Consider the following 23,181-nt stretch of genomic DNA (forward strand, 5'->3'; position numbering starts at 1 on the left):
GGACAGCGACAGCTCGCCACCCAGGTAGTGCACTTCGGTCAGGTAGTGGCGCAGGGCCACCTCGGCCTGGCGGCCCAGCGCGTATTGCAGGGTTTGCGCCGTCACATTGGGGTTGCCGTCGCGGTCGCCGCCGATCCACTGGCCCATGCGCAGAAAGCTGTGCACGGGGTACTGGCCCAGCTCGTTCTCCAGGTCCGCATAGATCTTGGGGATCTCGCGCAGGAAGGTGGCTTCGTAATAAGAGAGCGCGTTCTCGATCTCGTCGGCCACGGTGAGCTTGCTGTAGCGCAGCAGACGGGTTTGCCACAGCTGGGCCACGCGGGCGCGCAGCAGGGCTTCGTTGGCGGCCAGCTCGCGGGGGGTGAGCGCGTCTTTGGCGCTGTTGTAGAGCTGGGCGCGCACCTGGATGTCGTCGCGCGTGGCCAGCAGCTGGGCGATGTCGCGTTCGGCATCCAGAATGCTCTTGCGCTGCACCTCGGTGGGGTGGGCGGTGAGCACGGGGGCCACGTAGCTGCCCGCCAGCGTCTGCGAGATGGTTTTGGGGGCGATGCCGGCCCAGCGCAGGCGCGACAGGGCCACTTCGATGCTGCCCTCTTGCGTGTCGCCCGCGCGTTCGTGCACGGCGCGGCGGCGGATGTGGTGGCGGTCTTCGGCCAGGTTGGCCAGGTGACTGAAGTAGGTGAAGGCGCGGATCACGCTCACCGTCTGGTCGCCCGACAGGGACTTGAGCAGCTTCTTGAGCGCGCGGTCGGCCTCCTGGTCGGCATCGCGGCGGAAGGCCACCGAAAGCTTGCGCACCTGCTCGACCAGTTCGTAGGCGGCCACGCCCTCCTGGTCGCGGATCACATCGCCCAGAATGCGCCCCAGCAGGCGGATGTCGTCGATGAGGGGCTGGTCCTTGTCGGATCGTTTCATGGTGCGTGGGTCTCCGGAGGTGGGTAGGTGACCTGGCGCCGCCTGCCCCCCCGCGTCCCCCGGGGCGCACCGGCCCCAGTGCGGGCGCATGCTAGCATCGCCCGCCCCTGAATGATTACAAACAGGTTACGAACTTGAGCATGCCCCAGACACCCCCTCCCATCGTCATTGCCACCCGCGAAAGCCGCCTGGCCTTGTGGCAGGCCGAACACGTGAAGGCCTTGCTGGAGGCGCGGGGCCACACCGTAGAGCTGCTGGGCATGACCACCAAGGGCGACCAGATCCTGGACCGCTCGCTCAGCAAGGTGGGCGGCAAGGGCCTGTTTGTGAAAGAGCTGGAAGTGGCGCTGGAAGAAGGCCGCGCGCACATTGCCGTGCATTCGCTCAAGGATGTGCCCATGGAGCTGCCCGTGGGTTTTGCCCTGGCCTGCGTGATGGAGCGCGAAGACCCGCGCGATGCGTTTGTGTCTCCCAACTACGCCAGTATTGATGCCCTGCCCCAGGGCGCGGTGGTGGGCACGTCGAGCCTGCGCCGCCAGGTTCTGCTGCAGGCCCTGCGGCCCGACCTCAAGATCGAACCCCTGCGCGGCAACCTCGACACCCGCCTGCGCAAGCTGGACGAAGGCCAGTACGACGCCATCGTGCTGGCGGCGGCGGGGCTAAAGCGTCTGGGCCTTGAAAGCCGCATCCGCACCACGTTCGAGCCCACTGCCATGCTACCCGCCGCAGGCCAGGGCGCTCTGGGCATCGAAGTGCGCAGCGACCGGCAAGACCTGATAGCCGCGCTGGCGCCGCTGGCGCACCAGACCACCTGGCTGACCGTGGCCGCAGAGCGCGCCGTGAGCCGCGCGATGGGCGGCAGCTGCTCCATGCCGCTGGCAGCGCATGGCACGTTCACCGATGGCGTGCTGCAACTGGATGCCGCCTGGGGCGATGTGGACGGCCAAGCGCCCCTGGTGCGCGCAGCAGCCAGCGCGGCCGTCACCACGCTGGCGCAGGCCGAAGCGCTGGGCGATGCGATTGCGCAGCGCCTGCGTGCCGGTGGCGCACGGGGTGTTGACCCCGCATCCCATCCCTGACTGCACATGCCATGCCCCGGGTGATCGTCACGCGGCCCTCCCGCGAGGCCGCGCACTGGGTTCAGCAACTGCGCGCACGAGGCATTGAAGCCGCCGCACTGCCATTGATCGCCATTGGCCCGGACACCGCCCCCGCCGCGCAGCAGGTGCTGGGCCAGGCCCGACAACAGCTCCATCAATACCGTGCACTGATGTTTGTCAGCGGCAACGCCGCAGCGTACTTTTTTGAGTCAAATTGGCCGTTAGCGCCTGATGGTAAAGCGCTAGCAGCTACAAAAACAAGAGCATGGGCGCCTGGTCCCGGCACCGCACGTGCGCTGGAACAAGCCGGTGTGCCTTCGAGCAGCATCGACGGGCCAGCTCCCGACGCGCCGCAGTTCGACTCCGAAGCACTGTGGCAGCAGGTGTCCGCACAAATACAGCCGGGAGATCGGGTGCTGATTGTTCGTGGACGCTCTGCCACGCCGCAGGGCGCGCATGAATCTGCCCAGGGCTCCGGCCGGGACTGGCTGGCGCGGCAGATCGAGGCTGCAGGCGGCACGGTGGAGTTTGTGGTGGCCTACCAACGTGGAGCCCCCCAGCTGACCGATGCCGAGGTGGCGCTGGCGCACCAGGCGGCGGGTGACGGGTCGGTCTGGTTGCTGAGCAGTTCGGAGGCCGTGGCACACCTCGGGCAGGCCTTGCCCCTGGTGGACTGGGGCGCAGCCATTGCCCTGGCCACACACCCCCGCATCGCCGAAGCGGCCCGCGCAGCGGGCTTTGGCACCGTGCGGGAATGCCGTCCGGCACTGGCGGATGTGGTGGCCTCGATAGAATCGGCCGAATGAGTTCCGTGCCCCCCAACGACTTGCCCACCGCGAGACCCGCCGCCCCTGCGCCATCGCCTGCACCCACGCCCGCCGCGGCGCCGCAGGCAGCACCCGCGGTGGCCACAAGCCCTGCCCCAGGGCGGGGCGGCGTGGTGACAGGGCTGCTGGCCGCGGCGGCCGTTACGGCGCTGGCAAGCAGTGGCCTGCTGTGGCAAAAACTCAGCGCCATACAGGAACAACTGGCACGACAGTCTGCCGACTCTGGCGCACTGGCCATCGAGGCCCGCACCATGGCCCGTCAGGCCGAAGAGCTGGTGCGCGAGACGGCCGCCCGCCTGTCTGTGGCAGAAGCCCGGGTCAGCGAAGTGGCGTTGCAGCGCAGCCAGCTCGAAGAGCTCATGCAAAGCCTGTCGCGCTCGCGTGACGAAAACCTGGTGGTCGACATTGAATCGGCCATTCGCCTGGCGCAGCAACAGGCGCAGCTCACGGGCAGCCTCGACCCCCTGGTGGCTGCCCTCAAAAGCGCCGACCAGCGCATTGAGCGCGCAGCGCAGCCCCGCCTGACCCCTGTGCAACGCGCCATTGGCCGCGACCTGGACCGCCTGACCCGCGCAGCAGTCACTGACACCGCTGGCCTGCTGGCCCGGCTGGACGACCTGGTGCGCCAAGTCGACGACCTTCCGGTACTGAACGCCGTGGCCCAGGCAGCCGCCACCCGCCGCCTGGCAGCTGCCCCGGCACCGCAGGCCACGCCGCCGCTGAACCAAGGCGATCTGGCCTGGTGGCAGGCCGCCCTGCAGCGCAGCTGGGAAGTAGTGCGTGACGAGGCTCGCGGCCTGGTACGCGTGAGCCGCATCGACCAGCCCGAGGCGATTTTGCTGGCCCCGGAGCAGACATTCTTTTTGCGCGAAAACCTCAAGCTCAAGCTGCTCAACGCGCGCCTGGGCGTGCTGGCGCGCCAGTACGAATCGGCCCGGGCCGACCTGGCCGCAGCCACGGCGGCATTGAACAAGTACTTTGACCCGGCATCACGCCGCACGCAAAACGCCGCCAGCACCCTGCAAACCGCACAGGCCAGCATGAAGGCGGCCGAGCTGCCGCGCCTGGACGAAACCCTTTCTGCGCTGGCCACTGCCGCTGCAGGGCGTTAACAACATGCGCGCTGCACTTTGGCTTTTGGCATTGTTTGGCGTGGCCGTGGCCGCCGCGCTGTTTGCGGGCAACAACCAGGGTACCGTCACCCTTTATTGGCCACCCTACCGCATCGACCTGTCACTGAACATGGTGGTGCTGCTGCTGGTGGGCAGCTTTGTCACCATCTACGCCGCCCTGCGCGCCCTGGCTGCACTGCTGGAGCTGCCGCACCAGGCCCGCCGCTGGCGCGTGCAGCAAAAGGAACGCGCCATGCACGCGGCGTTGCTCGACGCATTGACCCACATGCTGGGCGGCCGCTTCATTCGCTCACGCAAGGCCGCAGTGGCCGCTTTGTCACAAGAAAACGCACTGGCCACTGCCGGTGAGGCCGTGCCCCATGGCCGGCAGTTGCGCGCGCTGGCGCACATGATTGCGGCCGAGTCGTCCCACGCCTTGCAAGACAGCGCCACGCGTGAAAGCCATCTGCAGGACGCCCTGCAGGAAGCTCCGTTGCGTGGCACGGTGAACGAACAGGAAATGCGCGAGGGCGCACAGATGCGCGCTGCCCGCTGGTCGCTGGACGATCGAGATGCCAACGCCGCCCTGGAACGCCTGGCCGCACTGCCCACCGGCGCTGCCCGGCGCACGCTGGCCCTGCGCATCAAACTCAAGGCCACGCGCCTGGCGCGACATACGCAGGAAGCGCTGGACACGGCCCGCCTGCTGGGCAAACACCGCGCGTTCTCGCCCGCCGCCGCCCAGAGCATCGTGCGAGGCCTTGCCACCGAACTCATCAACAGCGCACACGACACCGCACAGCTGCAACAGATCTGGATGTCGCTCGAGCCCGCCGAGCGCAAAATGCCCGAGCTGGCCATCCACGCTGCGCAGCGGCTGGCCATTCTGGGAGGCGATGCCGCGCAGGTCCGCTCCTGGCTGCTGCCCGTGTGGGAACGCCTGGTAGACCTGCCCGATGCGCTGGCCGAGCACCACGCGCTCAAGCTGGTGCGCGCGCTGGAGGCCGGGCTGGACTCACTCGACGCGCCATGGCTGGCACGCATTGAAACGGCCCAGCAAGCCAACCCGCGCGATGCGCGCCTTTCGTACCTGGCAGGTATGGCCTGCCTCAAGCGCCAGCTTTGGGGCAAGGCCCAGCAACTGCTGACACAGGCGGCTCAGCAACTGGCCGACACCAGCCTGCGCGCGAGTGCCTGGAGGCACCTGGCTGAGTTGGCAGAGCAGCGCGGCGACGAGAGCGCCGCCGCCGAGGCCTGGAAAAAAGCCGCGCTCGGCCGTTAGGACCACCGGGCCTGGCAAGCGCAGCCTGCGGCGCAATCGCAGGCACCATGCCCTCCCTGGCGCGAACACGCAGCCACCGCATGAAGCCACCAGGGCCTTCCGCACTGTCTCTGCTGACCGGGCCCCCGCTTGGCTTGCACCAGCATGCTGCAACCTCCCCATGTTTTGCACAGCATTGGGGAACTTTGATTGCTCAGGCCTTATCAATTCAGTTTTTTTGAACTGAAGCATCAATCTGCCTGAAGCCGTGGGTAGCTTGGGCTTCCTACACTGCCCCAACGCTTGACTGACGTCCGTCGTCCTCCAGCGGCCTATGCCCTTATTTGCCACCGTATTCCGATGACCGCTTCTGCCACCTCTGCACCGCCCCGCCGCTACACACGCACCGCCATGCTCATGCACTGGGTGCTGGGCTTGGCATTGATTGGCCTGTTTGGCGTGGGCATCTACATGACCGGGCTGCCTTTCTCGCCCCAGCGGCTCAAGCTGTACAACTGGCACAAATGGGCGGGCGTCACGCTGCTGGTGCTGTCGGCGCTGCGCCTCATTTGGCGCGCCACACACCGCCCACCGGCACTGCCCGCAGCGATAGAAGCCGCCATGCCCGCCTGGCAAAAGCTGGCGCACCACGGCACCCACTTTCTGCTCTACGGGCTGTTCTTCGCGGTGCCGCTGATTGGGTGGGCCTACAGCTCTGCCGCAGGGTTTCCCATCGTGTTTCTGGGCCTGTGGCAGCTGCCCGACTTTGTGCCCGTCAGCAAAGACCTGGCCGAGGCCATCAAGCCATGGCACCAGTACACCGCATTTGCCATGGCGGGCCTGGTGGTGCTGCATGTGGCTGCGGCACTCAAGCACCAACTCATCGACCGTGATGGCCTCCTGTCCCGCATGCTGCCCGGCAAGCGCTGAGCCTGGTGCAGGCCACCCCATTTTTTTAATCTTTCTGATCCCCCCTGTTTTTACGGAGCTTCCATGAATCTGTCTTCCACCCTGTCCCGCATCGTGCTGGGCGCAGTCTTGGCAGTGAGTGCTCAGGCTGTGCTCGCCCAGCAGCAACTGGTGCCCGCGCAGAGCGAGGTGCAGTTCACTGCACGCCAGATGGGCGTACCGCTAGAGGGTCACTTCAAGAAGTTCAGCGCCCAGGTGGCGTTTGACCCCGCCAAGCTGGCAACCAGCAAGATCAACTTCACCGTGGACACCGGCAGCGCCACCCTGGGATCGCGCGAAACCGATGCCGAATTGCCCAAGCCCACCTGGTTCAACGTGCCCAAGTTTCCGCAGGCGCAGTTCGAGTCGTCCGCCATCAAGGCGCTCGGCGCGGGCAAGTTTGAAGTCGCCGGCAAGCTCACCATCAAAGGCAACGCCCAAAACGTGGTGGTGCCTGTGACACTGACCCAAAGCGGTCCCACCACCACGGCCACCGGCACCCTGCCCATCAAGCGCTTGGCCTTCAAGATCGGCGAGAACGAGTGGGCCGACACCTCCATGGTGGCCGACGACGTGACCGTCAAGTTCAAGCTGGCGCTGACGGGCGTCGGCAAGCTCTGAAGTCCCTCACGTCCCCTTCTCGCAGCATCTCCCGTTTCCCCTTCCTTGTCTCTTTCTTCAGGAGTATTCACCCATGCGCAAATCCCTTGTTTCCCTGTTCGCAGTGGCTGCTGCCACGGTCATGACCGCTGGTGCAGCCCAGGCCGCCACCTACGCCATTGACCCCACGCACACCTTCGTGACGTTCGAGATCGGCCACTTTGGCGCATCCACTAACCGTGGCCGCTTCGACAAGAAGCAAGGCTCTGTCGCGTTTGACCGCGCCGCCAAGACCGGCAAGGTCGACATCACCATCGACACCACCTCGGTGAACACAGGCACGCCCGCCTTTGACAAGCACCTGCAAAACGCCGATCTGTTTGACGCTGCCAAGCACCCCACCATCAAGTTCGTGTCCGACAAGTTCAGCTTCAATGGCGACAAGGTCAGCGAAGTGACCGGCCAACTCACGCTGCTGGGCAAGACCGCACCCGTCACGCTCAAGGCCACCCAGTTCAACTGCTACGACAGCCCCATGCTCAAGCGCGAAGTGTGCGGTGGCGACTTTGAAACCACCATCGACCGCACCCAGTGGGGCATGAACTACGGCGTGGAATGGGGCTTCCCCAAGAACGTGCGCCTGGTGGTGCAGATCGAAGCTGTGAAGCAGTAATCACTTCCGACAGGTCAAGGCACCCAATGCCTTGCAAAGGCCACCCCTCGCAGCCATGCGTGGGGTGGCTTTTTTCGTTGCAAGCCCCTTGCGCAAACACCCCAATAAATTAACTTAACGTAAATTAATTACGAATAGTAGAATCGCAAAAATCAATGTAAGGAGACACTGCATGAACGCCGTCCCGAAGCCCGACCTGGCCACCCTGCCCGCGCCCGCCGCCATCCAGCAGCTGCACCATTACGCCTACAAGGCGCGCGACGCCGAGGAAACGCGCCAGTTTTATGAAGACATTCTGGGCCTGCCGCTGTACCACATCATCCAGAGCGACTATGTGCCCAGCACGGGCGAATACTGCCCCTACACGCACTTCTTCTTTCGCCTGAAGGACGGCTCGTTCATTGCGTTCTTTGACCTGGGCGATGACGTCAAGGCCGAACCATCACCCAACACGCCGCTGTGGGTCAACCACATCTCGTTCCGCGTAGACACAGTGCAGGAGCTGGAGAACACCAAGGCACGGCTGGAGGCCTTTGGCATCGAGGTCCTGGGCGTGACCGATCACCACATCTTCAAGAGCATCTATTTCTTCGACCCCAACGGCATCCGCCTGGAGCTGACCGCACAACTGGCCAACGAAGAATCCATGGTCAAGGACAGCACCGTGGCCCACACCCGCCTGAACGAATGGACGGCCCGCAAGGAGCAGTGGCGCAAGGAACGGGCGGAGGGCAAGGCAGCCGAGCCGCTCAAGCCTCAGCAAAACGACCGGCCAGAGTTTGTCAAGAACGCAAACTGACTGCTGCCAGTCATCGGGGGCTGCAGGCAAAGCGCACCGAGGGCCAATGCACAATGCCTGATCTTTGGTAACCCACGATCAGGAGCTTGAGTAATGCCCCCAGCAAGAACCTTCCCCGGCGTTCGGAATGTCAACTACCTACTGGGGGCAACGGCAGCCCTGGTGACCTTTGGGCTGATGGGTTGCGGTGGGGGCAATGGCTCGGCAAATGAAGCAAGTGCTGACCCGCTCAAGGTGGACTCCACCTACGGTGAATCTGGCACCGCCTCATTGGCCTTGGGCACCCCTTGGTCTGCAGCGCTGGGAATTCAGCCAGATGGAAAACTGCTGATTGCGAACACACGGGTGATAGCGCCGGTGCCGTCACCAAACGCCGGAGGCTTGCAGGCGCAGCGGCCTGTTGTCATGCGACTGGGCACCAACGGCTCCGTCGACAGGGGCTTTGGCCAGGACGGGGAGGCCCGCATTTTCGTCAAGGGCTCCGACAACGCCGTAGACATCCAGTCCCAGGCCAACGGAAGAATTCTGGTGGCCGTCATGGCCCATGAACCTTGCGCCATCACATCCTTTCAGGAGCGGTGCTTTACTGATTCAGGCTCTACCGGGTCTTGGCACAACACGGTGGCAGGGCTCACTGCGTCAGGGGGCCTGGACACCACTTTTGGCACGCAAGGCATTGCAGAAGGTTTTGGCTCGGCCCTGATGAACCGGCTGACGCTGGCCATCCAGGCCGACCAGAAGCCATTGCTGCTCACCTCTGCGGACAATGTGCCCATGCAGATGTACGGACGCAGACTGCGTCGCCTGTTGGCAGACGGCTCGCCCGACGCAGCGTTTAACCAAGATGTTGCCGGGCAACCAGCATCCCCTTGCGAAGCTAGCGGCGAGGCGCTGTTGGCCTTGCCAAATGGAGCGGTCATCACCGCGGGAGGACTCGGCGGGCGCGTCTACGACACGCCTGCGTCAGACCCCGGCCTGTGTATTGCGGCGCATGCCGGTGGTTCGCAGGCGCAGACCAAAGGGGGCTGGTTCTCGTTTGGCGAAACACTCAAGGAATACCAGCTCCAGCCGCATGCAGATGGCGGCTTTGCCATTGGGGCCCGCACCTGTGGCGTGGACACTTGCCGCCTCAGTATTGCCAGGTTTCAGGCCGATGGAACAGTGAACGCATCGTTTGGCGACAAGGGCATCGTGCGCGTGGGGGTGCCGACAAACTTCTCCCTCAAGTCGTTCTTCACCCAGCCCGACGGCACCATGGTGGCCTATGGCGCCGTGGCTGAGGGCGCCGCACCAGGCGGGCCAAGCTCACGCTACCGCGCGGTCTGGGTGGGGTTGAAGGCCGATGGCACACCCGACAAGCGCTTTGGAGAGCAAGGCATTGCGATTCAGGGGCCGACCAACGCCGAGCCGCAGAAGGTGCTGAGAGATGGCCTGGGCCGCTGGCTGGTGGTCAGCACCGAATGGGATTCCGCAGGCAACGCGGTGTTGAAGGCCCAGCGCACCGCAGGAACGTCTGCGGACAAGCTGTAACCTGACGCTACGCCCCCTGAGCGATGTGAAGACTCTGCGCCGCAAAAATACAAGAGAAACAGCATCTTGCGCTTAACCATAAAGCACTGATAGCTATCTAATTTATAGCAAAATCAGCCTTCCAGCTGATGCGCCCGCATGATCTGGTGCCGCTGCCAGTACGCTCCCACCACCGCGTTGAACTGATCTTTGTCTTTCTTCAGACCCGGCAGCTTGATCTTGCTGGTCTTGGCGCCCAGGCCCAAGGCGTTTTTCTCGGGGTGGGTCACGACCAAGGCGCTCCCAAAGCTGCTTTCCTTGAATTCGAGGGCCTTCACGGCGTCCCAGAACACCGTGGTTTCGTCGGCAGAGGTGCGGATGCCATCGATGCTGACCTCCACCGTGTCGTCCCCTTTCAGCGCGAACACCACGGGTGGGAAGTACTGCAGCACCAGGGCGCGTTCCTGGTCGGTGGCGGGCTCATAGCGGTAGGCCAGGCTGCGTTCGTGGTCTTGCGCAAACTGCTGCTCGTACTCGCTCCACAGGCCCTGTTCGATACCTTCGGCCGTCAATATCTCCTGCACCCAGGTGGCAGCGGGCGCGCGCACGGCGATGGCGCCGTAGTCGCGCTCGGGCAGGTTCATGCCCACGTTGCGCATGCGCTCGGGCATGGCGGGGTGTGAATCAAAAGGATGCGGCACGTTGGCCGTCTTCATGGCGTCCAGAAAATCATCCGACGCGGCATAGGGCGCCAGGCCCTTGGCCACAAAGCGGGCGATGCCCAGCTGGGTGTCGTGCCGCTGGTTCTGGCCAAACAGTTCGTCTTCGATCTTGTAGCGGTATTGCGCATACGCGGCGATCTTGACCAGCGACTGCGCAATGGCGGCGGGCGACACCAGCTTGGCGGCGATGCGGTCGGCCTTGAACTCGCGCTCGCGGCTGTCGCGCGCCAGGGCGATTTCGAAGATGGTGCGGTACAGGTCCAGAACGGGCGACACCACGGCCGACAGGCCACCCGTGCGGATGGCGTGGCGGTAGTGGTCAAACTGCACCAGTTTCGGGCCCAGCCGGGCGCTGCTGTGCGTGTCGCCCCCACGCAGATGGGCCAGCTCGTGGCCGAACACGGCGTCGGCCTCGGACTGGTCGAGGATGCGCAGCAGGGGCAGGCTGACAAACAGGGTGCGACCCGTCAGCGTCTTGTCACCCACCACGAGCGGCGATTCGGTGACAAAAAAGTTGGCGTCAATGCCCGCCACGATGTTTTGCGGTGGCTCAGTCTTGAGGCGCTGGGCCATGTGGCGAATGCGCTTCCAAAGCAAGGGCGCGTCCGCTTCGGACACCAGCTCGCCCACGGCGTGGTTGCTGGACTGAACGCGCTTGAAGATGCCCGCTACAGCCACAAACACACCCACCGCCACGGCCAGCCCCACGATGATGATGAGCTTGGGCGAATACTTGTGAAAGAAGAATGCGGTGACCCAGAACGACAGCCACACCGCCAGCGCGCCCTGCACCACCAACGATGCTGCACTGGCCCAGGTGGTCAGCTGCCAGCCGGTCACAAAGCTCGTGTATTGCATCTTGCGGTCCACAAAGGCCAGTGCGCCCAGGCCCACTACCGCCACCAGCAGCAGGGCACTGGCTACCAGGGTCCACAGCGCCGCCGAGCGCGCCATGCTGAATTGCCACACATCGTCGTAGCGCTCGCACATGGCGCTGCGGTAGTCCTGCGCCTGCGGGTCTGTGCTGCTGCAGATGGTGGACGGAGGATTGCTGCGGTAATAGTCCTTGCGGGCCTGCTTCTCGGCTGCGGGCATGGTCTTGTCGGCATCGATTCGCTGGCTGATGCCCGCCACAAACCGTTCGTCCCGGTCCCTCTGCGCGTAGCCAGTGAAGACATACGTCACCGCCGGAATCAAAAATAGCGCGAGCAGCGCATAGACAAAGACCTTGAGCAGGCCCACTTTGAGAGCAGATTGAAAAGCCATGGATGGTTCTGACGGTGTGTTTTATGGTGTAGTCCGGCAAGCACGCATAGAGCTGGTTCGCGTTGCCGCGCCCTCCTCAGTCTCCGTGCGGCGCGATTATCAAGACACCGGTGCTTGCCGCTGAAGGATCAAGGTAACAAATGGATAGCGGCGTCCGACCTGGGGCTGCCGAAGCAGAGCGACCCGGCGTCAACAGAAAGACGCCCTCCCTTAAAATGCTCGGTTCACCCTCTTGTCCGTCTGTCGAGGCGCCCCAGCGGCCGCCTCTTCCATAGCCACACCCCATGAACATGCCCGTGCAACAACCCGGCCTCGAAAGCCTGTCCAAGTCCTTTGAACCCGCTGCGCTGGAAGCCCACTGGGGGCCCGAATGGGAAAAGCGCGGCTATGGCACCGCAGGCCACCGTGGCACGGGCGCACCCCAGGCAGGCGAGCCCGCGTTCTCCATCCAGCTGCCACCGCCCAACGTCACTGGCACGCTGCACATGGGCCATGCGTTCAACCAGACGATCATGGACAGCCTCACGCGCTACCACCGCATGCGCGGCTTCAACACGGTGTGGGTGCCGGGCACCGACCACGCGGGCATCGCCACGCAGATCGTGGTGGAGCGCCAGTTGCAGGAGCAAGGCATCAGCCGCTACGACATGGGCCCCACCCCGCCCGAGGCGCGCAAGAATTTCGTCTCCAAAGTGTGGGAGTGGAAGGAAAAGTCCGGCAACACAATCACCACGCAGATGCGCCGCATGGGCGACAGCGTGGACTGGAGCCGTGAATACTTCACCATGGACGACAAGCTGTCCAAGGTGGTCACCGACACCTTCGTGAAGCTGTACGAGCAGGGCCTGATCTACCGCGGCAAGCGCCTGGTGAACTGGGACCCGAAGCTGCAGTCCGCCGTGTCCGACCTGGAAGTCGAGAGCGAGGAAAAAGACGGCTCGCTGTGGCACATCGCCTACCCGCTGGTCGATGGATCGGGCAGCCTGACCGTGGCCACCACCCGCCCTGAAACCATGCTGGGCGACGTGGCGCTGATGGTGCACCCTGAGGATGCGCGCTACACGCACCTGATCGGCAAGATGGTGAACCTGCCGCTGTGCGACCGCCAGATTCCCATCATTGCGGACGATTACGTGGACAAGGAATTCGGCACGGGCGTGGTCAAGGTCACCCCCGCGCACGACCAGAACGACTACGCCGTGGGCCAGCGCCACAAGCTGCCGATGATTCAAGTTCTTGATCTGGAAGCGCGCGTGATCACTGACGGAATCTCTAGCGCTGGACTCGGCACGCACCACGAAAAGAACCCCTCGGGCTCACAACCGACAGCTTCTGATCTTGGCATTCCTAAGGATCTTCAGGGCCTGGATCGATTCGTGGCGCGCAAGTTAATCGTTGCGAAATTGGAAGCGTCTGGCGCGCTGGTCGAGGTGAAGAAGCACAAGCTCATGGTGCCCATTTGCACCCGCACCGGCCAGGTCATCGAGCCCATGCTGACCGACCAGTGGTTCGTCGCCATGAGCAAGGTGAGCGACCAGGACCCCACCGGCAAGAGCATTGCGCAAAAGGCCATCGACGCAGTGGCCACGGGCGAGGTGACCTTTGTGCCCGAGAACTGGGTCAACACCTACAACCAGTGGATGAACAACATCCAGGACTGGTGCATCAGCCGCCAGCTGTGGTGGGGCCACCAGATTCCGGCCTGGTACGACGAAGACGGCAACGTGATCGTGGCCCGCGACGAAGCCGAAGCCCAGGCCAAGGCCCCGGGCAAGAAGCTGCGCCGCGACGAGGACGTGCTGGACACCTGGTACTCGTCCGCTCTGGTGCCCTTCAGCACCATGGGCTGGCCCAACCAAGGCGATGCGCCCACGGACGACTTCAACCTGTACCTGCCCAGCACCGTGCTGGTCACGGGCTACGACATCATCTTCTTCTGGGTGGCCCGGATGATCATGATGACCACGCACTTCACGGGCCGCGTGCCGTTCAAGCATGTGTACATCCACGGCCTGGTGCGCGATGCGCAGGGCAAGAAGATGTCCAAGTCCGAAGGCAACGTGCTCGACCCGGTGGACCTGATCGACGGCATCGCGCTGGACCCGCTGCTCGACAAGCGCACCACCGGCCTGCGCAAGCCCGAGACCGCGCCCACGGTGCGCAAGAACACGCAAAAGGAATTCCCTGAGGGCATCCCGGCCTACGGCGCCGATGCGCTGCGCTTCACCTTTGCGGCGCTGGCCAGCCTGGGCCGCAGCATCAACTTCGACAGCAAGCGCTGCGAGGGCTACCGCAACTTCTGCAACAAGCTCTGGAACGCCAGCCGCTTTGTGCTGATGAACTGCGAGGGCCAGGACTGCGGCCTGAAAGAGCACACCAAGGAAGAATGCCAGCCCGGCGGCCCCGCCCACGGCTACATGGCGTTCAGCCAGGCGGACCGCTGGATCGCGTCGCTGCTACAAAAGACCGAGGCCGAAGTGGCCAAGGGCTTTGCCGAGTACCGCCTGGACAACGTGGCCAACACGATCTATGACTTTGTGTGGAACGAGTTCTGCGACTGGTACCTGGAGATTGCCAAGGTGCAGATCCAGAACGGCACAGAAGCCGAGCAGCGCGCCACACGCCGCACGCTGATCCGCACGCTCGAAGCCATCCTGCGCCTGGCCCACCCGATCATCCCATTCATCACCGAAGCCCTGTGGCAGACCGTCGCCCCCGTGGCGGGATTGAAGGGCGAGTCCGTTGCCATCGCCCGCTACCCCGAGGCACAACCGAGCAAAATCGACGAGGCCGCGATTGCCCACATGGACCGCGTCAAGGGCCTGGTGGACGCCTGCCGCACCCTGCGCGGCGAGATGAATGTGTCGCCTTCGACCCGCCTGCCGCTGTTTACCGTGGGCGACACCGACTTCATGCGCGGCGTGGCGCCAGTGCTGCAGGCGCTGGCCAAGCTCAGCGAGGTCAAGGTGTTTGACGACGAGGCCGCCTGGGCCACGGCTGCGCAAGCCGCCCCCGTGGCCATGGTGGGCGAGGCGCGCATGTGCCTGCACATGGAGATCGACGTGGCCGCCGAAAAGGCCCGCTTGTCCAAGGAAATCGCCCGCATTGACGGCGAAATCACCAAGGCCAACGCCAAACTGGGCAACGAGGCCTTTGTGGCCAAGGCACCGCCCGCCGTCATCGACCAAGAGAAGAAACGGGTGGCTGAATTTGGGACCACGCTGGGCAGATTGCGCGATCAGCTGACACGGCTGGGCTGAAGACGCCCCGATACTCAACCGAGCGGCCTGCTTCTTCTGCCTTTGCGGCAGGCCACCCGGTTGACGACCATCCCATTGCATTCAAGGAGTCCCATGACGACCGCCACCACCGTCCGTAAAGCCGTTTTCCCTGTTGCTGGCCTGGGCACACGCTTTTTACCGGCCACCAAGGCATCGCCCAAAGAGATGCTGCCCGTGGTTGACAAGCCGCTGATCCAGTACGCAGTGGAAGAAGCCTACGCCGCAGGCATTCGCCACATGATCTTTGTCACAGGCCGCAGCAAGCGCGCCATCGAAGACCACTTTGACACCGCGTACGAGCTGGAAAACGAACTGGAAGCCGCTGGCAAGCTGGAGCTGCTGAATTTGGTGCGGTCGGTGCAGCCCGACGACATGGACTGCGCCTTTGTGCGCCAGCCCCGCTCGCTGGGCCTGGGCCACGCCGTGTTGTGCGCCGAGCCCCTGGTGGGCAAAGAGCCGTTTGCCGTGCTGCTGGCCGACGACCTGATGGTGGGCCCGAAAGATGGCGAGCCCGTGCTCAAGCAGATGGCTGCGGCCTTCCGCCAACAAGGCCGCTCAGTGATCGCCGTGCAGGAGGTGCCGGAAGACCAGGTGCACAAATACGGCATCGTGGCGGGCGAGCCCGCAGGAGGCCCGCTGATCCGCATTGACCGTATTGTTGAAAAGCCCAAGGCCGCTGACGCACCATCGCGCATGGGCGTGGCCGGCCGCTACATCCTTACGCCCGGCGTGTTCGACGAGATCCGCAACCAGCCGCGCGGCGTGGGTGGCGAGATCCAGCTCACCGATGGCATCGCCCGCCTGATGAACCACGAGGCGGTGTACGCGTTTCAGTACGAAGGCAAACGCTACGACTGCGGCAGCAAGGAAGGATTTTTGGAAGCAACGGTGGAACTGGCCTTGCAGCACCCGCAGGTGGGCAAGCATTTCCGCGAATACCTGAAGACATTGGCGCTGTAACCGCAGGCCCTGCAACGCTTCAATATTGATAGCTGCTAGCGCTTACTGAATAAGCGCCAGCAGCTATTTTTACTTGTTATCTGCGGCGCAGAATGTGGATGAACTCCTCGCCCACCGTCTGCTGCTCCACCAGCTCGTTACCTGTCTGCTTGGCAAACGCCTGAAAGTCCCGCAGCGACCCGCCATCGGTAGCCACCACCTTCAGCAACTGGCCGCTGGCCATGTCCGAGAGCGCCTTTTTGGCCTTGAGGATGGGCAAGGGGCAGTTGAGGCCCCGGGTGTCGATTTCTTTGTGAATGTCCATGGTGTTTGCTCAATCCTTTGGCGGTTGCGGCGCGTCAAGCCCGCGGCGGCGCTCTGCATTTTCTTCGGCGGTAAAAAACACCGGCTCGTGCCCCCGCGTGCGCAGCCAGTCGGCCAGCGCGTAGCCCGTGCCCGCAGGCCAGCATTTCAGGTCTGGCAGATCGTACAGCCGGTAGTCCACCAGTTCGGGCGACAGCTTCACCTGCCCTGTTGCCACCACGTGGTAGGCAATGATGATCTGGTTCATGCGCAGGAACTCGTAGGCGCCCACCAGCGTGGTGGACTGCACGTCGAGGTTGGTCTCTTCCTTCACCTCGCGCGCAATGCCTTCTTGCGGCGACTCGCCCGCCTCCATGAAGCCGGTAATCAGCGCGAACATCTTGCCCGGCCAGGCTGCGTTGCGCGCCAGCAGCACCTTGCCATCAATCTCGACAATCGCGGCCAGCACGGGCGTGGGGTTGTTCCAGTGTGTCCAGCCACAGGCGGGGCAGCGCAGCCGCTCTTTGTCGCCGCCGTCTTCGGCCAGGGTGATGGGCTGCAGCGCGGTACCGCAGTGCGAGCAGTGGCGGACTTCGTAATGCATAACTTCAATACTATTATTTTTATAGCTACTAGCGCTTATCCATCAAGCGCTAGAGGCCAATTTGATTCAAATTTTCGTGTCTAACGGCCTGCTGATGCCCGTCACGCCGGGAACACGCCGGTAGACAGATACCGGTCGCCCCGGTCGCACACGATGAACACGATGGTGGCATTGCTGTCGCGCGCCGCGATCTGCTGCGCCACCCAGCACGCACCTGCGGCCGAGATGCCCGCAAAAACGCCCTCTTCGCGCGCGAGACGCCGGCACATTTCTTCGGCGTTGTCCTGGCTCACGTACACCAGCTCGTCCACCGTGCTCGCGTCATAAATCTTGGGCAGATATTCCTGCGGCCACTTGCGAATGCCCGGAATGCGCGAGCCCTCTTGGGGCTGCGCACCAATGATCTGGATCGCGGGGTTCTTCTCTTTCAGGAACCGCGACACCCCCGTGATGGTGCCCGTGGTGCCCATCGCGCTCACAAAATGCGTGACGCGCCCTGCGGTCTGCTCCCAGATCTCGGGGCCCGTGGTTTCGTAGTGGACGCGCGGGTTGTCGGGGTTGCCGAACTGGTCGAGCACCTTGCCCTCGCCCCGCGTTTGCATCGCCTCGGCCAAGTCACGCGCATGCTCCATGCCACCGCTCTTGGGCGTGAGCACCAGCTCGGCGCCAAAGGCCTTCATGGTCTGCGCACGTTCAATCGACAAATCCTCGGGCATCACCAGCACCATGCGGTAGCCCTTGATGGCCGCCGCCATCGCCAGGGCAATCCCGGTATTGCCCGACGTGGCCTCGATCAGCGTGTCACCGGGCCGGATGTCGCCCCGCTCCTCCGCCCGGCGGATCATCGACAGCGCGGGTCGGTCTTTCACCGAACCGGCCGGGTTGTTGCCCTCCAGCTTGCCCAGCACCACATTGCCGCGCGCCGCGTTGTCTTGGACCCCAATGCGCTGCAGCGCCACCAGCGGCGTATTGCCTACTGCGTCTTCAATCGTCGGATATTTCATGCGCCCTACTGTGCCATAATTCAGGGCTTCACATATTCCGCCCGGGTGGTGAAATTGGTAGACGCAGGGGACTCAAAATCCCCCGCCGCAAGGCGTGCCGGTTCGATTCCGGCCCCGGGCACCACGAACGAGTCCGTAAGAGTCAAAACTCTTACGGACTTTTTTTATTGGCGCCGGAGAAACGGCGCCTTACTACTCGTGAGGGTGGTGCCCACGACCTGGGAGCTAACGGCACAGTGCCGAGTGGACAGATAGCTATGACCCCGGCGAAAAGCCCCAAGCTGCAGGCTTCTGTGAGCACCCCAAGCGGTCACATCTTGGGCGGCAATCCCACGGGATCTCCGCTTTCATCTTCTACGTCACTCAGGCTATCTGCCGCAGTGGACTGGGGAAGCTGTGGTTGCTGGGGCAGCGTCGGCTGCTCTGTGCTGGGCGGCAGGTCACCCGGGGGCAGCGGGTATTGCTCGGGGACTCGGTGGGCGGGATGTTCGTTCGGGTCGGTGGCCATGGTGCGCTCCTTGTTGAAAGACTCGATTGAGCCTTGCGTCGTCTGCTGACGCCGTAGGAGAGGGGCCTAAAAGGAGGCCCGCGCATTGCAGAGCAATGCCAAAACCCAGGTTGTCGGTTGCTGCTAGCGCATGGGTACGCGCTGCCCTTTTTTCTGCTGGGATCAACTTACCGGAAGCGCCGTGCTGCACCGCGCTCCTTGTGCAGTCGAGGCGGATGGCTTTGCTCTGCCCCATTCAATCCTTGAGCGCGACCCCGAGCGCCGCGAGCTTGGCTGCATACGAATCTCTGCGCTTCGCTGCTTTGGCAGCTGCGTCAACAGCCGCCTGGATGACTTTTGGGCCCTTGGCTGCAACCGCTTTGATCAGCGCCTGCTTGTGGGCAGCGTCTGCCTGCGCTCGTCTGAAAGTGCTGATCAGGTCCGCATGGGGAAGGTGTTGGTTCACGGAGGCCTTCTGTATGTCAAACGGGCGATTTTCGGAGAGAACCGCGGGCACCTGCTGAACAGTTTTCAGATGGCGACCTGCATCGCCCATCGCCCATCACCTCAACGCGCTACAAGCGACATAGCGTCAGCGGCTAGGCTCGCTTTTCAAGCTGCGCAGTTGCCCCTCAGCCGCCTCAAGCTCCGTCCTGAGCGCGCGGATTTCTTTTTCCAGCTTTTCAATTTGCACAGCGCGGCTGCGGTCGGCGGGCGGTGGCTGGCAGCCCGCTTGCAATGCGGCGAGTTGCTCAGCCAGTTGCCGCCGCAGCAGCATTTGGCCCTTGGACCGGGCGATTTCCATGCGGGTTTCGATGGCCGCCTTGTCGGCGTTGCATAAACCGGTAGCGTCGTCGGCAGCGCTCGCCACCTGCACGATGGCAGATACTGCGAACGCTGTTGCGAGAATCAGGGTGCGGCCACATCCGACGTGCATGCGAGTAGGTACCAAATAAAGGGCAAGAAAAGGGGCAGAAGAGGAGACGAGGCCTGAGCATGACAGCTATTCATGCCTGGCGGCGTTTCACACCACGGGGCGCGTGGGCATCGGCTCCTGTGCCGCGTCGCGTCGGTTGCGCGGGGCGCTTTGCGTGCCCCTGCGGTCACTGCGCCGCCAGCACCAGAAAGTCCTGTTCGTACCCTTTGAGCGACTGCACCGCCTTCAGGCGCTGCGCCGACGTCATGGCGTTGTGCACCTTGGCAAAGCCTTCGCAGCCTTCATCAACCAAGGCGCGCGCATATCGCTGGTAGGTCGCGTCGGGCGATGTGTTGAAGCGGGCAATGTAGCCGCGCAGCAGCGTTTGTGCCTGCGCGGTGTCGGCGCGGTCTTCGGCGATTTTCTGCAGCACCTGGACCAGGTCCTTCTGACGCCGCAGCCGCTCGGCATAGGTGCGCAGGGGGTCAAAAGACGACTGGGCGATGAAGGCGCGCAGCGCGGCTCTTTGCGGTTCGTCCAAGGACCCATAAAAGGTTTCGGCGCGGGAAGACAGCTGCTTGAACCGCTGCTCGCGCAGTTTTTCGGGCTTCACGTCCACCCACTCCTTCTTCCAGTCGGCGTTGCTGTCGGCCTGCTTCTGCTGCAGATTGCGGATCTGGGCGTCGGTCAGTTGGGCGGCCAGCCATGCCAGCTTGGGTTCGGCCTGGGTGATGACCTTGTCGATCTGCGTGCGCACCGCCTCATAGGTGCGGCAGGCCTGGTCAGGCGAGATGGCAGACGGCAGCTGTTGCTGCACCTTCTGCAGCAGCTCGGCATGCGCAGGCAGCATGGTGTCCCGGTGCCACTGGTGCAGCCCCCCCAGCTCATCGCGCACGCGGTCAGTCTGGGCTTCTGTCAGGCCGATGTAGTTGTTCAACTGCCAGTGCGCAAGATGCGGCACCTGGTTGTAAGCCAGCTTGACGGTGCTGCAGCCCAGCAACAGCACACCAGATGCCGCCACGGTGACAGCACAGAGTGCTTTGCGAACAGAGGACGAGGCGCGCACGGGGGCTCCTTGGGTGTGAAGGATGGCGAGTGGGGCAGGATAGGCTCGAATACAGCACCGAGCCTTATACGGGGCCCAATACCCCGCCGCAGGGGCGAGGATTTTGTGAGACCAGCGGCAGGTTTGACGCTGTCCGCTGATTGCAGCCGGCTCAGTTGCCCTGTCGGCGGATCAGGTGTAGCCCGGTGGCTGTGATGGCGAGTTGGCCCGCTGTGCTTTTGGTGATGAAGCCCCATTCAAGCAGGCGGGCGGAGACATGGTCCTTGATGGCTTCGGTCACCGTGATGCTGTCTCCCATCTCCAGACGCTTGAGGGTTTCCAGCTCATCCACGGTGGGGTCAAACGTGGGTGCGTGATAGGTCGAAGTCATGTTCATGGCGCATCTCCTTGGTATGGACCTCATATAGAGCGCTGCCGCACAGGCTTGGTTCAGTCCTAAACGCCCGTTGGAGTGTCGGACAGCGCCTCGCCCCCCGCCATCCCCGGCGACGGGCCCACGGAAGCTCCCAAATGCGCCATGCCCTGCAGCCAGCGCGCAAACGCCGCCAGCACCGGTGGCTGCGCCTGCGCCGGGCTAATGAGGTAGTAGGCGCGCTCGCCGCGCAGGGGGCGGTTGCAGGCCACCACCAGTTCGCCGCTGGCCAGTTCGGCCTCGATGAGCAGGGGCGGGATCAGCGCCACGCCCATACCGTGGGTGGCGGCCACGGCCAGCATGGAGAACAGCTCGTAGCGCGGGCCATCCAGCGCGTGCGGGGCATCCACACCCATCGCATCAAACCACTGGCGCCAGCCATAGGGGCGCGTGCTTTGCTGCAGCAGGGGCAGGTCGGCCAGCGCCTCGGCCGCCACGGACTGGTGGGCGCGGCCCCGACCCCGGGGCGCGGCGGATTCGAGCAGGCGCGGGCTGCACACGGGCACCACGTCTTCGTGCATCAGCAGTTGCGCCTGCACGCCGGGCCAGTTGGCAACCTGATCGGGAGTACCCGCGTACAGCGCGGCATCGAAGGTGGTGTCGGCAAACAGAAACGGGCGCGTTTGGGTGTCGATGTGCACCACGATGTCAGGGTGCAGCTGCGCCAGCTGGGGCAGGCGCGGGATGAGCCAGCGGGTAGCAAAGGTGGGCACTGCGGCCAGCGAGAGGGTGCCGCCCTCACCCTGGTGCGCCATCACGTCCAGCGTGTCGCGCTCCAGCCCCTGTAGCCAGCGCGCCACCTGGCGGCCATAGTGCGCGCCAGCGGGCGTCAGCACCACGCCGTGGCGCGTGCGGCGAAACAGCTGCACGCCCAAAAATTCTTCCAATGCCTGGATCTGGCGCGACACAGCGCTTTGGGTGAGCGACAGCTCCTGCGCGGCGCGGGTGTAGCTCTCGTGGCGGGCGGCGACTTCAAAACAGGCAAGGGCCTGGGTCGATGGAATGTTACGGCGCATGATGAAGAGGAACTTGTGGCAGGGCAGCAATGCCCTTAAATAGCTAACAGCAAGTATTCCATACATTCCATTGGCGCATATCTGGATGATAAGAAGTCGCTTGCGGGCTGCCACCCCAAGGCCTACGATGCGCCCCAGACCCGTTTCTTTCCCTTTCTTTTCGACCGGAGACACACACATGGCCCACGCCGCTTTTCAATGGGATGACCCCTTCCTTCTGAGCCAGCAACTGACCGACGACGAGCGCGCCATCCGCGATGCAGCCGCGGCCTACTGCCAGGACAAGCTGGCCCCCCGCGTGCGGGACGCCTTCCGCCACGAAAAGATGGACGTGAGTATCTTCCGCGAGATGGGCGAAGTGGGCCTGCTCGGCCCCACCATCCCCGAGCAGTACGGCGGCCCCGGCCTGAGCTACGTGGCCTATGGCCTGATCGCCCGCGAAGTGGAGCGCGTGGATTCGGGCTACCGCTCGATGGCCAGCGTGCAGTCGTCGCTGGTGATGGTGCCCATCCATGAGTTCGGCACCGAAGCGCAGAAGCAGAAGTACCTGCCCAAGCTCGCCACCGGCGAGTGGATCGGCTGCTTTGGCCTGACCGAGCCCGACCATGGCTCCGACCCCGGCAGCATGGCCACGCGCGCCTACAAGGTCGATGGCGGCTACAAGCTCAAGGGCAGCAAGATGTGGATCACCAACAGCCCCGTGGCTGACGTGTTCGTAGTCTGGGCCAAGGAAGTGTCCGAAGGCGGCGCCGTGGGCCCCATCCGCGGCTTTGTGCTGGAAAAGGGCATGAAGGGCCTGACGGCCCCCGCCATCCACGGCAAGGTGGGCCTGCGCGCCTCCATCACCGGCGAGATCGTGATGGACGATGTGTTCGTGCCCGAAGAAAACGCGTTTCCTGAAGTGCAGGGTCTGAAGGGCCCCTTCACGTGCCTGAACAGCGCGCGCTACGGCATCGCCTGGGGCGCCCTGGGCGCGGCCGAGTTCTGCTGGCACACCGCCCGCCAGTACACGCTGGACCGCAAGCAGTTTGGCCGCCCCCTGGCGGCCAACCAGCTCATCCAGAAGAAGCTGGCCGACATGCAGACCGAGATCGCGATTGGCCTGCAGGCCTGCATGCAGTTTGGCCGCATGAAGGACGCAGGCACCGCCAGCCTGGAAGGCACCTCCATCATCAAGCGCAACAGCTGCGGCAAGGCCCTGGACATCGCCCGACTGGCGCGCGACATGATGGGCGGCAACGGCATCAGCGACGAGTTCGGTGTGGCCCGCCATCTGGTGAACCTGGAAGTGGTGAACACCTACGAAGGCACGCACGATGTGCATGCGCTGATTCTGGGCCGCGCGCAGACTGGCATCGCCGCGTTCGCGAACTGAACCCTGCACCAACTCCCCTCTCCCCTCGCGGGAGAGGGGCCGGGGG

General features: G+C 64.1%; 23 protein-coding genes and 1 tRNA gene. 13 read left to right on the plus strand and 11 right to left on the minus strand.

Annotated features, from left to right (window positions below):
- A partial coding sequence (locus ACK4OE_RS19785; RefSeq protein ID WP_409887314.1) for a phosphoenolpyruvate carboxylase occupies window positions 1-915 on the minus strand: 915 nt, incomplete at its 3' end.
- Window positions 916-1,055: 140 nt separating this feature from the next.
- Here ACK4OE_RS19785 and hemC point away from each other — a divergent pair.
- The 9 genes from hemC to ACK4OE_RS19830 all read left to right on the plus strand — a co-directional run bounded on the left by hemC (window position 1,056) and on the right by ACK4OE_RS19830 (window position 9,765).
- Window positions 1,056-1,994 carry a hydroxymethylbilane synthase gene (gene hemC / locus ACK4OE_RS19790; protein ID WP_409887316.1) on the plus strand — a complete coding sequence of 313 codons (939 nt, stop codon included), beginning with the start codon at window positions 1,056-1,058 and terminating at the stop codon, window positions 1,992-1,994.
- Between the two features lie 11 nt (window positions 1,995-2,005).
- Window positions 2,006-2,821, plus strand: coding sequence for a uroporphyrinogen-III synthase (locus ACK4OE_RS19795; protein ID WP_409887318.1), 816 nt, complete (start codon window positions 2,006-2,008; stop codon window positions 2,819-2,821).
- Window positions 2,818-3,954, plus strand: a complete 1,137-nt coding sequence (locus tag ACK4OE_RS19800; RefSeq protein WP_409887320.1) for a uroporphyrinogen-III C-methyltransferase — start codon at window positions 2,818-2,820, stop codon at window positions 3,952-3,954. Before ACK4OE_RS19795 ends, ACK4OE_RS19800 begins: the two co-directional genes overlap by 4 nt.
- A 4-nt stretch (window positions 3,955-3,958) precedes the next feature.
- On the plus strand, window positions 3,959-5,236 hold the full coding sequence (locus ACK4OE_RS19805; protein ID WP_409887322.1) for a heme biosynthesis HemY N-terminal domain-containing protein: 1,278 nt from the start codon (window positions 3,959-3,961) through the stop codon (window positions 5,234-5,236).
- A 339-nt stretch (window positions 5,237-5,575) separates the two neighbouring features.
- Window positions 5,576-6,145, plus strand: coding sequence for a cytochrome b (locus ACK4OE_RS19810; protein ID WP_409887324.1), 570 nt, complete (start codon window positions 5,576-5,578; stop codon window positions 6,143-6,145).
- 63 nt (window positions 6,146-6,208) lie between these two features.
- A complete protein-coding gene (locus tag ACK4OE_RS19815; RefSeq protein ID WP_409887326.1) occupies window positions 6,209-6,784 on the plus strand; it encodes a YceI family protein in 576 nt (191 codons plus the stop codon).
- A 73-nt stretch (window positions 6,785-6,857) separates the two neighbouring features.
- Complete coding sequence (locus tag ACK4OE_RS19820; protein ID WP_409887328.1) at window positions 6,858-7,436, plus strand: YceI family protein; 579 nt, start codon at window positions 6,858-6,860, stop codon at window positions 7,434-7,436.
- Window positions 7,437-7,608: 172 nt separating this feature from the next.
- Window positions 7,609-8,235 (plus strand): VOC family protein, encoded by a 627-nt coding sequence (locus ACK4OE_RS19825; RefSeq protein ID WP_409887330.1) that lies wholly within the window; start codon window positions 7,609-7,611, stop codon window positions 8,233-8,235.
- Between the two features lie 93 nt (window positions 8,236-8,328).
- A complete protein-coding gene (locus ACK4OE_RS19830) occupies window positions 8,329-9,765 on the plus strand; it encodes a hypothetical protein (RefSeq protein WP_409887332.1) in 1,437 nt (478 codons plus the stop codon).
- A gap of 113 nt (window positions 9,766-9,878) precedes the next feature.
- Here the strand turns inward: ACK4OE_RS19830 and ACK4OE_RS19835 are convergent, their stop codons facing one another.
- Window positions 9,879-11,732 (minus strand): M48 family metalloprotease, encoded by a 1,854-nt coding sequence (locus tag ACK4OE_RS19835; protein WP_409887334.1) that lies wholly within the window; start codon window positions 11,730-11,732, stop codon window positions 9,879-9,881.
- 284 nt (window positions 11,733-12,016) lie between these two features.
- Between ACK4OE_RS19835 and ACK4OE_RS19840 the strand changes: the two genes are divergently transcribed.
- On the plus strand, window positions 12,017-14,992 hold the full coding sequence (locus ACK4OE_RS19840) for a valine--tRNA ligase (RefSeq protein WP_409887335.1): 2,976 nt from the start codon (window positions 12,017-12,019) through the stop codon (window positions 14,990-14,992).
- Between the two features lie 93 nt (window positions 14,993-15,085).
- Complete coding sequence (gene galU, locus ACK4OE_RS19845) at window positions 15,086-15,973, plus strand: UTP--glucose-1-phosphate uridylyltransferase GalU (protein ID WP_409887337.1); 888 nt, start codon at window positions 15,086-15,088, stop codon at window positions 15,971-15,973.
- 76 nt (window positions 15,974-16,049) lie between these two features.
- Here galU and ACK4OE_RS19850 read toward each other — a convergent pair whose 3' ends face one another.
- The 3 genes from ACK4OE_RS19850 to cysM form a co-directional block, all read right to left on the minus strand.
- Window positions 16,050-16,277 carry a sulfurtransferase TusA family protein gene (locus tag ACK4OE_RS19850; protein ID WP_063462001.1) on the minus strand — a complete coding sequence of 76 codons (228 nt, stop codon included), beginning with the start codon at window positions 16,275-16,277 and terminating at the stop codon, window positions 16,050-16,052.
- Between the two features lie 9 nt (window positions 16,278-16,286).
- On the minus strand, window positions 16,287-16,859 hold the full coding sequence (locus ACK4OE_RS19855; protein ID WP_409887339.1) for an NUDIX domain-containing protein: 573 nt from the start codon (window positions 16,857-16,859) through the stop codon (window positions 16,287-16,289).
- A 101-nt stretch (window positions 16,860-16,960) separates the two neighbouring features.
- Window positions 16,961-17,863, minus strand: a complete 903-nt coding sequence (gene cysM, locus ACK4OE_RS19860; RefSeq protein WP_409887341.1) for a cysteine synthase CysM — start codon at window positions 17,861-17,863, stop codon at window positions 16,961-16,963.
- Between the two features lie 39 nt (window positions 17,864-17,902).
- Between cysM and ACK4OE_RS19865 the strand changes: the two genes are divergently transcribed.
- A tRNA-Leu gene (locus ACK4OE_RS19865) sits at window positions 17,903-17,987 on the plus strand.
- A gap of 186 nt (window positions 17,988-18,173) precedes the next feature.
- On the opposite strand, the gene ACK4OE_RS19870 is transcribed toward ACK4OE_RS19865, so the two are convergent.
- The 6 genes from ACK4OE_RS19870 to ACK4OE_RS19895 form a co-directional block, all read right to left on the minus strand.
- Complete coding sequence (locus ACK4OE_RS19870) at window positions 18,174-18,371, minus strand: hypothetical protein (protein WP_409887343.1); 198 nt, start codon at window positions 18,369-18,371, stop codon at window positions 18,174-18,176.
- A gap of 235 nt (window positions 18,372-18,606) precedes the next feature.
- Window positions 18,607-18,906 (minus strand): hypothetical protein, encoded by a 300-nt coding sequence (locus ACK4OE_RS19875; protein ID WP_409887345.1) that lies wholly within the window; start codon window positions 18,904-18,906, stop codon window positions 18,607-18,609.
- 36 nt (window positions 18,907-18,942) lie between these two features.
- Entirely contained in the window at window positions 18,943-19,287 is a 345-nt protein-coding gene (locus ACK4OE_RS19880) for a DUF1090 family protein (protein ID WP_409887347.1), read from the minus strand.
- 166 nt (window positions 19,288-19,453) lie between these two features.
- Window positions 19,454-20,332 (minus strand): DUF6279 family lipoprotein, encoded by an 879-nt coding sequence (locus ACK4OE_RS19885; RefSeq protein ID WP_409887349.1) that lies wholly within the window; start codon window positions 20,330-20,332, stop codon window positions 19,454-19,456.
- 151 nt (window positions 20,333-20,483) lie between these two features.
- Complete coding sequence (locus ACK4OE_RS19890) at window positions 20,484-20,708, minus strand: hypothetical protein (protein ID WP_409887351.1); 225 nt, start codon at window positions 20,706-20,708, stop codon at window positions 20,484-20,486.
- 59 nt (window positions 20,709-20,767) lie between these two features.
- The gene (locus ACK4OE_RS19895) at window positions 20,768-21,760 is read right to left on the minus strand and encodes a LysR family transcriptional regulator (RefSeq protein ID WP_409887353.1); all 993 of its coding nucleotides are present in this window, start codon (window positions 21,758-21,760) and stop codon (window positions 20,768-20,770) included.
- Between the two features lie 178 nt (window positions 21,761-21,938).
- Between ACK4OE_RS19895 and ACK4OE_RS19900 the strand changes: the two genes are divergently transcribed.
- Window positions 21,939-23,135 (plus strand): acyl-CoA dehydrogenase, encoded by a 1,197-nt coding sequence (locus ACK4OE_RS19900; RefSeq protein WP_409887355.1) that lies wholly within the window; start codon window positions 21,939-21,941, stop codon window positions 23,133-23,135.
- The last annotated feature ends 46 nt before the right edge of the window (window positions 23,136-23,181 follow it).

The sequence above is a fragment of the Acidovorax sp. genome (genome assembly GCF_046314175.1).
In the GTDB taxonomy this organism is placed as follows: domain Bacteria; phylum Pseudomonadota; class Gammaproteobacteria; order Burkholderiales; family Burkholderiaceae_C; genus Acidovorax.